The organism is Vibrio sp. S9_S30 (assembly GCF_014694455.1).
Classification (GTDB): Bacteria; Pseudomonadota; Gammaproteobacteria; order Enterobacterales; family Vibrionaceae; genus Vibrio.
Genome location: NZ_JAAUWT010000001.1, coordinates 225,543 through 237,797, shown reverse-complemented (window position 1 = coordinate 237,797; position 12,255 = coordinate 225,543). Strand labels below are relative to the sequence as shown.

The 12,255-nt window shown below is 42.5% G+C and carries 9 protein-coding genes; 2 read left to right on the top strand and 7 right to left on the bottom strand.

Going from position 1 to position 12,255, the window contains the following annotated elements; all coding sequences use genetic code 11:
* Window positions 1-42: 42 nt before the first annotated feature.
* Window positions 43-1,878 carry a glutamine--fructose-6-phosphate transaminase (isomerizing) gene (glmS, locus tag HC752_RS01100; protein WP_190333240.1) on the bottom strand — a complete coding sequence of 612 codons (1,836 nt, stop codon included), beginning with the start codon at window positions 1,876-1,878 and terminating at the stop codon, window positions 43-45.
* A 55-nt stretch (window positions 1,879-1,933) separates the two neighbouring features.
* Window positions 1,934-2,698 carry a DeoR/GlpR family DNA-binding transcription regulator gene (locus tag HC752_RS01095; RefSeq protein WP_190333239.1) on the bottom strand — a complete coding sequence of 255 codons (765 nt, stop codon included), beginning with the start codon at window positions 2,696-2,698 and terminating at the stop codon, window positions 1,934-1,936.
* A 437-nt stretch (window positions 2,699-3,135) separates the two neighbouring features.
* On the opposite strand from HC752_RS01095, the gene pykF reads away from it, so the two are divergent.
* On the top strand, window positions 3,136-4,548 hold the full coding sequence (gene pykF, locus HC752_RS01090; protein ID WP_190333238.1) for a pyruvate kinase PykF: 1,413 nt from the start codon (window positions 3,136-3,138) through the stop codon (window positions 4,546-4,548).
* Window positions 4,549-4,744: 196 nt separating this feature from the next.
* Window positions 4,745-5,407, top strand: a complete 663-nt coding sequence (locus HC752_RS01085; protein WP_190333237.1) for a GntR family transcriptional regulator — start codon at window positions 4,745-4,747, stop codon at window positions 5,405-5,407.
* A 105-nt stretch (window positions 5,408-5,512) separates the two neighbouring features.
* Here the strand turns inward: HC752_RS01085 and ilvN are convergent, their stop codons facing one another.
* The 5 genes from ilvN to HC752_RS01060 all read right to left on the bottom strand — a co-directional run bounded on the left by ilvN (window position 5,513) and on the right by HC752_RS01060 (window position 11,965).
* Window positions 5,513-6,007 carry an acetolactate synthase small subunit gene (gene ilvN / locus HC752_RS01080; RefSeq protein WP_190333236.1) on the bottom strand — a complete coding sequence of 165 codons (495 nt, stop codon included), beginning with the start codon at window positions 6,005-6,007 and terminating at the stop codon, window positions 5,513-5,515.
* Between the two features lies 1 nt (window position 6,008).
* Window positions 6,009-7,730 carry an acetolactate synthase 3 large subunit gene (locus HC752_RS01075; protein ID WP_190333235.1) on the bottom strand — a complete coding sequence of 574 codons (1,722 nt, stop codon included), beginning with the start codon at window positions 7,728-7,730 and terminating at the stop codon, window positions 6,009-6,011.
* Window positions 7,731-8,243: 513 nt separating this feature from the next.
* On the bottom strand, window positions 8,244-9,395 hold the full coding sequence (locus HC752_RS01070) for a lipase family protein (RefSeq protein ID WP_190333234.1): 1,152 nt from the start codon (window positions 9,393-9,395) through the stop codon (window positions 8,244-8,246).
* Window positions 9,395-9,928: a DUF6795 domain-containing protein gene (locus HC752_RS01065; RefSeq protein WP_190333233.1), complete on the bottom strand. Its 534-nt coding sequence runs from the start codon at window positions 9,926-9,928 to the stop codon at window positions 9,395-9,397. The genes HC752_RS01070 and HC752_RS01065 overlap by 1 nt, the downstream gene beginning before the upstream one ends.
* Window positions 9,929-10,156: 228 nt before the next feature.
* Entirely contained in the window at window positions 10,157-11,965 is a 1,809-nt protein-coding gene (locus HC752_RS01060; protein WP_190333232.1) for an AMP-dependent synthetase/ligase, read from the bottom strand.
* Window positions 11,966-12,255: the final 290 nt, after the last annotated feature.

Here is a 12,255-nt window from a genome sequence, read left to right as displayed (position 1 = left end):
TCGCTGGCGAAACCCAGTCAGCGACCCAGTAAAAAGGTGTCACTATTCAACCGTCACTGATTTCGCTAGGTTACGGGGTTGATCGACATCTGTCCCCTTAATCAAGGCAACATGGTAAGACAGCAACTGCATGGGTACTGTATAGAAAATGGGGGCAATCACCTCATCAACATGCGGCATGGTGACGATTTTCAGACCATCACTTTCTTCAAAGCCCGCATCCGCATCCGCAAAAACATACAATTGCCCACCACGCGCTCGAACTTCTTCAATGTTGGATTTTATCTTCTCCAGTAAATCATTACTTGGTGCAACGACAATCACTGGCATTTCTGCATCAATTAGCGCTAGAGGACCGTGCTTAAGTTCACCTGCGGCGTAAGCCTCGGCATGAATATAGGAAATCTCTTTAAGCTTTAATGCCGCTTCAACAGCAATAGGGAAAAACTCGCCTCGCCCTAAAAATAGAGAGTGATGCTTATCCGCAAAATCTTCCGCCAGTGATTCAATAACGGCATTGCTCGTGAGTGCATTTTCTAACTGAACGGGCAAAGTATTTAACGACTTAACGATTTCCGCTTCTTTGGTCGGATCAATCGTTCCTTTTTGTTTGCCCAGCGCTGTAACAAACATCAGTAATGACGCCAGTTGAGTTGTAAATGCCTTCGTTGAAGCCACTCCAACTTCCGCTCCTGCCCGCGTCATAAAGGCAAAATCCGATTCACGAACCAAGGACGAACCCGGTACGTTGCAGATGGTCATCGCAGCCATATAGCCTTTCTCTTTTGCTAGGCGAAGCGCAGCCAAGGTATCGGCGGTTTCCCCCGACTGAGAAATGGTAATTAAAAGACTATTAGGTCGAGTCACAAATGGGCGATATCGATATTCAGACGCAATTTCAATATCACAGCTCACTTTTGCCAATGATTCACACCAATACTTTGCCACCATTCCAGCATTGAATGACGTTCCACAAGCGACAATTTGTACATGCTCCACTTGATTAAACATTTCCACACTGTTTGCGCCAAATGATTCTAGAAGAATAGAGCTCGCGGTCACTCGCCCTTCCAGAGTATCTTTGAGAACAACGGGCTGTTCGTGTATCTCTTTTTGCATATAGTGACGATACTGACCTTTATCGGCCACATCTTGTTCCACTGACGATTCATTTGCTTCTCTTTTGACCGCATTTCCATCCACATCGAAAATATTCACATCACGACGCGTGATTTCAGCGACATCTCCTTCCTCAAGGTAGATAAAGCGGCGCGTCACATTCAACAAAGCCAATTGATCGGACGCTAGAAAATTCTCCCCCACCCCTAAACCAATAACCAGTGGGCTGCCTGACCGTGCGACGACTAATCTTTCCGGCTGCTCTCGATCGGCCACTACCATTCCATAAGCCCCTTCCAATTGCTTAACAGCAGATTGAACCGCTTCAACCAATGAACTGGCTCGCTTCAATTCAAGATCAACAAGATGCGCAATGACTTCGGTATCCGTTTGAGAGTGAAATTGATATCCCTGAGCTTGAAGTGTCTCTCGTAGTATTTGGTGATTTTCAATGATCCCATTGTGCACGACGGCTATGCGCTCACTAGACATGTGTGGATGGGCATTAGCTTCAGAAGGCTCTCCGTGTGTTGCCCAGCGTGTATGAGCCAGACCTGTACCACCTGAAAAGGCATTCACATCTATACTGTCTGCTAAGTTCTGAACTTTACCAACCTTGCGTAAACGCTGAATGTTCGAATGGGCATCAATGACCGCAACGCCGGCCGAATCATACCCTCGGTACTCTAACCGTTGTAATCCTTGTAACAAAATTTCAGCCACATCACGCTGCGCAACAGCACCTACAATTCCACACATAGAAACTCCAATTTATTCATCGTATTTTTTAGGATCTTTAGATCCAGCAAGCAAATTAGCTAACTTGGATAACTTTAACGTTGTAGGACTCGATGACCGAAACAGACTCAGCACTTACCTTATCGTCTGTCACAAGAACATCAATCTCTTTCCAAGGAAGCTCAAGGTTAGGTATTTTTCGTCCAATCTTCTCAGATTCAACCATTACAATGACTTCCCGAGACACCTCCGCCATAACCTTGCTCAACCCCAACAGTTCGTTAAAACTGGTTGTTCCTCGCTCTAGATCAATGCCATCTGCACCGATAAATAGCTGATCAAAGTCGTAGGCACGTAAAACGGATTCAGCAACCTGCCCCTGAAACGATTCGGAATGCGTATCCCAGGTGCCCCCGGTCATCAGTAACGTTGGTTCACTTTCCAGCTCATTCAGTGAATTGGCCACATTGAGCGAATTGGTCATGACAACCAGCCCTTTCTTTTCATTTAACTGCTGAATTAATGCTCCTGTCGTGCTGCCACTGTCGATGACAATTCGATTGTGGTCTCTTATTAATTTAGCAGCCGCCTGCGCCAACTTAACCTTTCGAACTGAAACTTTATTTTGAAAGTCATCATGAACCGATTCTTTTGGCAACGCGATCGCACCACCATATCGACGAAGTAAAAGACCACTTTTCTCTAACGTAGCTAAATCCTTTCTTATCGTGACTTCCGAGGTTTCAAACTGATGAGACAGATCTTCAACACTGACTTCACCACACTCTTCTACCAGTTTGGCAATGGCGTGTCTTCTGAGTTGTGTATTTCGCTTTGACATTTCGAATCGATATTTAAAGTTTCAATATGAAAGAAATATAATCGATCTGAAACATAACTGTCTATTTTTTTTACAACGAAAAATAAATCAATTTGCATCAAAACCTTGTTCTAAGACAACCTAGACTCGTGATATTGACGAAATTCGGTGGTAGAATCCGCACCCTAAAAGAAAAAAAATTACAGAAATTCACGTTATTTTTTTGCAATCAATTTCAGTTAGGCTGATTTAAATAAGCAAAAATTTACTTACATCAATATCGTTTAGGCAGATACACACTAAACTTGTTGAAAGATTTTGCGATACCAAAGGGTGTTGACACCTAAAGTTACAGAAAGTCACAATTTACGAAAATGTTGTCATTTTCTTTCTTATGAGCGTTTCCTTTGGTTCACCCAAATTAAAATTGCAACTATACGTACCGGAGAGTATTTTCCATGAAAAAGACCAAAATCGTTTGTACGATTGGCCCTAAAACTGAACCAGTAGAGAAGCTACGCGAACTCGTTGATGCAGGCATGAATGTAATGCGCCTGAACTTCTCTCACGGTGACTTTGAAGAACACGGCAACCGCATTACCAACTTCCGTCAAGTCATGAAGGACACTGGCAATCAATTAGCGATTCTTCTCGATACCAAAGGTCCTGAAATTCGTACTATCAAACTAGAAAACGGCGACGACGTTGATCTAGTAGCTGGTCAAGAATTCACTTTCACTACAGACGCAACAGTGATTGGCAACAAAGACAAAGTTGCTGTGACTTACGCTGGTTTCGCTAATGATTTGACAGTCGGTAACACCATTCTTGTAGACGATGGTCTTATCGAAATGGAAGTAATCGCAACAACAGAAACAGAAGTTAAGTGTAAAGTGCTGAACAACGGCGCTCTAGGTGAAAACAAGGGCGTGAACCTTCCTGGCGTTTCCGTGAAGCTTCCTGCTTTATCTGAAAAAGACAAAGCCGATCTTAAGTTCGGCTGTGAGCAAGGTGTTGATTTTGTTGCGGCATCTTTCATCCGTAAAGCAGAAGACGTTCGTGAAATCCGTGAGCTTCTAAACGCAAACGGTGGGGCGGACATCCACATCATCTCTAAGATCGAAAACCAAGAAGGCGTGGATAACTTCGACGAGATCCTAGAGCTTTCTGACGGCATCATGGTTGCTCGTGGTGACCTAGGCGTAGAAATTCCAGCAGAAGAAGTCATCTTCGCTCAGAAAATGATGATCGAAAAGTGTAACCGAGCTCGTAAGATGGTTATCACTGCAACTCAAATGCTTGACTCCATGATCAACAACCCTCGTCCTACACGTGCGGAAGCAGGCGATGTGGCCAACGCCGTCATGGATGGTACGGATGCCGTGATGCTTTCTGGCGAAACGGCGAAAGGTAAATACCCTGTTGAAGCCGTAACGATCATGGCTCAAATCGCGAACCGTACAGATTCAGCGTTAGAAGCTGAGCTTGGTTCTCGTTTAGACAGTCCTCGCCTTCGCATCACTGAAGCGGTATGTAAAGGCGCGGTAGACACAGCAGAAAAGCTGGCGGCACCACTGATTGTGGTTGCAACGGAAGGCGGCAAATCTGCTCGTTCAGTACGTAAGTACTTCCCAACGGCTAACATTCTTGCTCTGACAACGAACACTAAGACAGCTGCTCAGCTTGTTCTTACTAAAGGTGTTACACCAATGGTTGTTGAAGAAATCAGCAATACCGATGCATTTTATGTACGTGGAAAAGAACTGGCACTTGAGTCTGGTCTTGGTAAAAAAGGGGACATCGTTGTGATGGTATCAGGTGCGCTAGTTGCATCGGGTACAACAAACACAGCATCTGTACACGTTCTGTAAGATCAATAAGTTAACATCTGATAAAAAGAGGGCCTAGCCCTCTTTTTTTATGAAACAAACTTGCCCCAATAATCCGCATGACGTATTATTCAACATACTGAACTGTATGTGGTTAAAAATGAGACACATGTAAATGTGAGCTTATTACGAAAAGCCTACTACACTAAATATGCAATGAAGTACAAATGAGGATATCGTGTCTAGCCCCACTCTGACTGACAAAGTGTCAAAAATGATTCGCCAAGATATCTTAAATGGCGTTCTAGTTCCTGGTCAAAAACTGGTTGTAGCGGAACTCAAGGACAAATATGCAGTAGGAGCTTCCCCTATTCGTGAAGCATTAGTTCAGCTTTCTTGGAAGAAATACGTCCAACTTGAACCGCAAAAAGGTTGCTGGGTCTCTTCAGTAACTCGATGTGAACTATCGGATTTATTCGAAAGCATGAAAATTGCGTCAGCTCATTTGCTTAAAAAAGCAATTCAGCAAGGTGATGAGAATTGGGAACTAGAGGTTCTGTCTGCTTTCCATAAACTTTCCCGTATTCAACACACGGAAAATGCATTCGACAATTCAGAATGGGAAGAACGTCATCAACGCTTCCATACCGCATTACTCGAAGGTTCTAATGCTCACACTATGTATGGTTTTTTCCTTGAGCTAGATAATCAAATAAAACGTTACCGTTATGTCGCATTAAACTCAGAAAAATTTGAGTCAAATACCTTCATCAACATTGATGAGCACGAAAACCTAATGAAACTGGTTCTAGCGAAAAACGAAGCACAAGCACTTCAAGTTATGGACAAGCACTTGGATAATACCCAGCGCAAAATTGAGTCCGTGTTACCAGAAGAATAAACCCTTCCCAATAGCCCTCTATTGGTTCTCGTGGCTTTGTATTGACCTATAAAACAAGAAAGCCACTTCTTTAAAGAAGTGGCTTTCTTAAAAGACATTAAATGGTTACGCTTTCAGCGAATGCTTGCCTCGTGCAATTCCTACCACACCGCTTCGAGCAACTTCAATCACTTCCGTTACTTCCGCCAGAGCATTAATGAAGGCATCTAACTTCTCACTTGTACCTGTCATTTGAACCGTGTACTGAGAGGCGGTTACATCAACGATTTGACCTCGGAAAATATCCGCTGTTCGCTTAACTTCTGCTCGCGCGAAGCCATCGGCCTTCACCTTAATTAACATGAGCTCTCTTTCTACGTGTTCAAGGTCAGTCACCTCTTGCACCTTGAGAACATCGATCAGTTTGTGCAATTGCTTTTGAATTTGCTCCAATTGCATTTCGCTGGAAGTTGTAGTGATATTCAAACGAGATAATGTTTCATCATCGGTAGGGGAAACCGTCAGCGATTCAATGTTGTATCCGCGCTGAGAAAATAAACCCACAACACGAGACAACGCACCAGGCTGGTTTTCCAGTAGTAGTGAAAGTATATGTCTCATATTACGTTCTCTCCGTTTTGCTTAGCCACATCTTATCCATACCCTCGCCTTTTATTTGCATTGGGTATACATGTTCGGTCTCATCGACGCTGATATCGACAAAAACCAATCGGTCTTTCATATCCAGAGCTTTCTGCAAGCCTGATTCCAGTTCGTCTGGAGAAGAGATACGAATACCAACGTGACCATAAGCTTCTGCTATTGCAGCAAAGTCGGGAACAGAACTCATGTAGGAGTTAGAATGACGACCTTGATAAATGATGTCTTGCCACTGCTTAACCATGCCAAGGAATCGATTATTGAGGTTAATAATTTTGACTGGAATACCATATTGAAGCGCTGTAGACAGCTCTTGGATATTCATCTGAATACTGCCATCACCCGTTACCACAACGACTTCTTCATCTGGATAAGCAAACTTAACCCCCATTCCAGCAGGTAAACCGAAACCCATCGTTCCCAAGCCACCAGAATTTATCCAACGGCGGGGCTTATTAAACGGATAGTAAAGCGCAGCAAACATTTGATGCTGACCAACGTCTGATGCAACATAGGCATCACCGTTTGTTAGCTTGTGCAGAGTTTCAATGACCTGCTGAGGCTTAATGCATTCCGGTGACTTTTCATAGGCGAGGCAGTTCCTATCTTGCCATACTTTAATCTCACTCCACCATTGCTTTAACGCGGCTTCATCGTTCGATTTATCTTGCTCAACAAGCAACTTGACCATGGTTTCCAGCACTTTTTCTGCTGAACCTACAATGGGCAGATCCACTTTCACATTTTTAGAGATCGAAGATGGGTCAATATCAATGTGCATTATTTTGGCGTCGGGACAATATTTCTCAAGGTTATTGGTCGTACGATCATCAAAACGTACACCCACACCAAAGATAAGGTCAGCGTTATGCATCGCCATATTGGCTTCATAGTGCCCGTGCATTCCCAACATACCAAGTGCATTTTTGTGTGTTCCCGGAAACGCCCCCAGCCCCATTAGCGTACTCACTACAGGTAAATTCAATGCCTCTGTAAGTTTGAAGATATGCTCATGCGCCTCGGAAATCACCGCACCACCACCAATGTATAATACCGGTTTCTTAGCCTCTAACAATGCTTTCAGCGCTTTCTTGATTTGCCCTTTATGACCAGAGGTGGTTGGCTTATAGGAGCGCATGCCAATCGTTTCAGGGTAGCTGTATGGGAATTTGATTTGCGGATTCATGACGTCTTTAGGCAAATCAATCACTACCGGACCAGGTCGCCCAGTCGTCGCGATATAAAATGCCTTTTTAATGGTTTCCGGAATATCTTCCGCTTTCTTGACCAGAAAGCTGTGTTTTACGATGGGTCGAGATACACCAACAATGTCGCATTCCTGAAAGGCATCATTGCCTATTAGATTATTTGGCACGTTACCAGAAATGACAATCATCGGGATGGAGTCCATGTAAGCTGTCGCAATACCTGTAACAGTATTGGTCGCACCAGGACCTGAACATACCAGTACCACACCGGGTTTGCCGGTAGAACGAGCGTAACCGTCCGCCATATGTGTGGCCGCTTGCTCGTGTCGTACTAATACGTGTTTGATTTGTTCAGTTTTTGCATGCAGAGCATCGTAAATATCAAGGACGGACCCCCCAGGGTAGCCGAAGATTTGATCGACTTGCTCTTCAATCAGAGATTGCACAACCATCTCTGCGCCGGACAACATTGCCATATTTTCTCCTTATCAAACAAACAACAGTAAGGTCAACTGTCGAGTTTGATGTCACATAGTCTAGGGCTTATTCGTAGCCTATTCGAAATACTTCCAATTTTTCACCTATGTACTCTTTGTCAGTCATAACCAACAAAAAGATCACATTTGAACTGTACATCCGAATGAAGCTGGCTGTCTATGGGTTCATTTTCCGCATTTTTGTCGATATGTTGCCGAATACGCCTTTCGCAGGTTATACAATCAGCAAACCAACCATAAATAAAACAAAAAACCTAAATACCGCAAAAAATAAACTCAAAATTTTTTACGCATGTGACAAACTATGATTCACAGTGGTAAAGATATTGGCTTTATGAAATCAAAAAAGCCTGCAAATATGCAGGCTATTTTTGAAAGGAAAGTAACGCTTAATTACTTTTTATTCGGAAATTCCGTATACATTTCTTCAATTTCGTCTTGATATCGATCGTTTATCACTTTTCGACGAAGTTTATTTGTTGGTATCACTGTTTAATCAAGTGAATCTATGGCTCGATGAGCAGCGTTATAAAGCTTCTTTAGTGTGACATCAAAAACCCACCGAATGTATTTAGCCGTTAAGTTTGTAATTTTCGTTACAGATCGACCAACAAAAGCCAACATGTGTCCCAATAAGCCTTTTGTTTGATCTGCGAGCTTTTCAGACACTGCTGCAACCTTCTCGATACACTGAGCCAACTTATCGTAAAAAGTAAGACCGGAAGATATGTTTGCCTGCATGGATATGGCAGTAAAATACCCTGCATCTTTTAGCAATGTGGTTAACGCAGCACTAAGCTTGTCTGCCCAATATTCCGTAAAGGTGGCTTGGTTTCTATTCTCAAATTTTAACCTTACAGGCTTATTTAAAAAATGATTAGAGCGCACATTCAATGAGGTCCAACTTTCACTTCTCGCTGTATTTACATAGCCAGGGCTATCATTTGGTCCCATACCGTGTGTTCCAACGTCGATTCCAGAACTGTTGTCTAAGCGATACTCCGTGCCAGAATATGGTGCATGCTGGAAGGGCCATAAAGGAATCATTGGTACGGGGTCAGCCCCATGAGTACAACGAAAAATTTTATCGTTCGCGTGCTCAGATTTACGAGCATACATTTGGTGCCCCACACGAGGTGCACCAAATGTATACAAATTCACTCTCATTGATAGTTCAGCTCTCAACCAATCTGCAAATAGAGAGGCCAAAGCACCACCTAAACTGTGACCAACGCAGTGAATTCGTTTAGGTAACTTTTTCTGAGACAACAAGAAACTTTTAACTTTAGGACGTAGGGTATGGAATGTATTAATAAACCCTGCATGACCTATCGCTCCATTAGGTGAGCCTTTAACTCCAAGGTTAAGATTCGTTACCCAATCATTTTTTTGCTTAGTACCGCGCACAGATATGACTAAGTCGTCTTTATATTTCCCTTTACCAAGACCAATAACAGCGAAGCCAGCGGTAGTAGCACCAATGCCGAAAAAACCGCCTGTTTTTCCTTCGTAGCTTCGCGTTGTTCTGTCAAATGAGAAGTGCTTATCCAAATGAGGCTCTACTCTTAAAGCGCCTGAATGTGAGACTAGTTGATAAGGTAAGTATGCAGCTGATGATGCCAATTTAGGTGATAACACTGTCATTAATCTATATCTCTATTGTGTATTTCTTCGAATCCGTAAAGCTCACAAATGCCATATACCCAATAAGGTGCTCCACCCTCTTTTTCATTTTTAAAACCATACGCATATTCGCCACTATCCAAATCACACTTTAATGAAGGCAAATTATTTAAAACATAAGGTTTGTGATCATACTTACCAGAATACGAAAGCCAGAGCAGTTTTTCTTGCCCATTGAAGTGTGTTGCCAACCTAATAGCCATTAGGTTATTGTCAATGCCCCATGGTTTTGTCCATCGCTTTAAAATGACTTCATCAAAAGAAAAGTAACCAGAATTATCTGACATTGAATAAAACGTATAATTTACTTCACCAAATTCAACATATAACTCGATCTTTGAGTTTTTATACGGCTCACCACTTTTTTCTAAAACGCCTGAAATTTTTGGTGACAATGTATAAGAATAAGGCTTTAAAAAATCCAACATGTTGCTATAACTACCGAATGAAATTAGTAAAACAATCAAATAAGAAAAAACTCTTATAAACTTCATAGTTTTCACTCAAATAAACATTCCACAAATAGTACTTCACACATTCAATCGTTAATATTATTTATTTTAATTTTTTGACATGAATCGAAAACTATAAATTGACATTTAAAACAATAAGGTATTATTGAATCCACTCTCAAATGATTTATAAATAGAAGGGGCATTAATATTTATTACCAACAAAAAAACCTGCAACATTGCAGGCTTTTTTATTAATTGCATTCCAAATTACTTTTTATTCGGAAGCTCTGTATACATTTCTTCAATTTCATCTTGATATCGATCGTTTATCACTTTTCGACGAAGTTTCTGTGTTGGGGTTAGCTCACCAGAATCCATAGAAAACGCTTTTGGAAGTAATGTGAATTTTTTCACTTGCTCAAATTTCGCCAATTCATGTTGAAGTTCGGCAAGGCGGCTTTCGAACATTTCAACGACTTGAGAATGCTTGATGAGCTCCATTCTATCTTGGTATTTGATATTCAGTTCTTTTGCGTATTCTTCTAGGGAATCAAAACACGGAACGATCAGAGCAGAAACAAATTTTCGCGTATCGGCAATAACAGCAATCTGTTCAATAAAGTGGTCTTTTCCAATGGCACCTTCGATCATTTGAGGCGCGATGTATTTGCCCCCCGACGTTTTCATCAACTCTTTAATTCTGTCGGTAATGAACAAGTTGCCTTTGTCATCAAATGTTCCTGCATCTCCCGTTTTTAGAAAACCATGTTCATCAAACGTTTTCGCGGTTTCTTCAGGTAACTTGTAGTAGCCCTTCATGACCATAGGACCGCGAAGTAGAATCTCATTGTTTTCGCCTATTTTTACTTGCGCCCCCGGCATTGATGTACCGATGGAATCGGGATCAAACGAACCATCCGCCCAACACGAGATTGTTGCCGTTGTTTCCGTCATGCCATAACCAAGCTTGACGTTGATACCAATAGCATGGAAAAAGCGACCTATGGTTTCATCTAACTTGGCGCCACCACACGGCATAAAGTTGATGTTTCCTCCTAACAGCGCGCGGAGTTTACTTAGCACTAATTTGTCTGCCAATTTGTGACAGCGTTTTAACAAGAAAGAAGGTTGGGTATTGGTACGCTTACACTCCGCCACTTTTGCGCCCATGTTGACAGCCCATGCAAAGAGGACTTTTCGAATAACAGGCGCTTTGGAGACTTTTTCATGGATGGCAGAAAATATTTTCTCGTAAAATCTAGGGACGGCACACATTACCGTTGGGCGGATGTCGGCAAGCGCTTCTCGTACTTGCATGGTGTCTTTTAGGTAGCAGTTCACTGCGCCCTTATACAGCACATAAAATGTCCAAGCACGCTCGAATACGTGCGATAACGGAAGAAAACACAGTGACACGTCTTTTGGCGTTAAGCCTAACCGACGGTCATGCCCTTCAAGCTGTGCCGCTATGTTTGAATATGTGAGCATCACGCCTTTTGGCTGACCTGTTGTGCCAGACGTATAAATAAGCGTCGTTAAATCCTCTAGATCCATATCTTCCAGTCGTCGACCAAGCTCATCGGTCATCTGTTCCTGCCCCAGTGACAAAAACGCCTCCCAACTGAGGCTGTTCGACTCTTCTACGATCTCAATGTCCTTAGACATAGCAACGATCAGTTTGAGCTGTGAGCACTGTTCAAATATGGATAGAGCCGCATCGTATTGTTCTTGTTCACCAACAAACAGTACTTTTATGTCGGCATTATCGAGAATATACGCCGCTTGAGCCGCCGTGTTTGTTGGATAAATTGGAACCGTAACGCAGCGAAGTTGCAACGTGCCTATATCGGCAATCGTCCATTCAGGCATATTGTTGGAGTATATCCCCACTTTATCCTGAACATCGAGCCCCTGCGATAATAACGCCAGAGAAAGTGTATCAACCTGCTCACCGAACGATTTCCAACTGATGTTTTCCCATTTGTCCGAAACTTTGTGTTTGAGCGCTGTTTTGGCTCCACCTTGCGCAATTCGCTCTCGAATGCACTTTACGATGTGAAAGTCTTTATTCAACATGTTTATATTTACCTCTAACAGCGCCTCAGTTTCCTAATTCAGGCTCGGATGATTGGCTTTTTCCTTATGCCATTTCCAACGACACTTCATACAGCTTTGCTAAATCATATGTACCTTACAGACCGTGCGGTATTTTGAGTAAACACATGTAAGCTGAACAGGTGACAAGTGTACAAGCGGGATTTTAAAAGGCAACTGATGTAGACCAAGCTTTACCACATTAATTGTAAATACTCATAAATTGTAAATACTCATAAATTGTAAAAGCTCAAATTCCGTATCCTCCCCAA

What these genes read in the sequence shown, in the direction of transcription:
- glmS (WP_190333240.1), bottom strand. Translation starts at nt 1,878, where the DNA reads ATGTGTGGAATTGTAGGTGCTGTTGCGCAGCGTGATGTGGCTGAAATT.
- HC752_RS01095 (WP_190333239.1), bottom strand. Translation starts at nt 2,698, where the DNA reads ATGTCAAAGCGAAATACACAACTCAGAAGACACGCCATTGCCAAACTG.
- pykF (WP_190333238.1), top strand. Translation starts at nt 3,136, where the DNA reads ATGAAAAAGACCAAAATCGTTTGTACGATTGGCCCTAAAACTGAACCA.
- ilvN (WP_190333236.1), bottom strand. Translation starts at nt 6,007, where the DNA reads ATGAGACATATACTTTCACTACTACTGGAAAACCAGCCTGGTGCGTTG.
- HC752_RS01075 (WP_190333235.1), bottom strand. Translation starts at nt 7,730, where the DNA reads ATGGCAATGTTGTCCGGCGCAGAGATGGTTGTGCAATCTCTGATTGAA.
- HC752_RS01070 (WP_190333234.1), bottom strand. Translation starts at nt 9,395, where the DNA reads ATGACAGTGTTATCACCTAAATTGGCATCATCAGCTGCATACTTACCT.
- HC752_RS01065 (WP_190333233.1), bottom strand. Translation starts at nt 9,928, where the DNA reads ATGAAGTTTATAAGAGTTTTTTCTTATTTGATTGTTTTACTAATTTCA.
- HC752_RS01060 (WP_190333232.1), bottom strand. Translation starts at nt 11,965, where the DNA reads ATGTTGAATAAAGACTTTCACATCGTAAAGTGCATTCGAGAGCGAATT.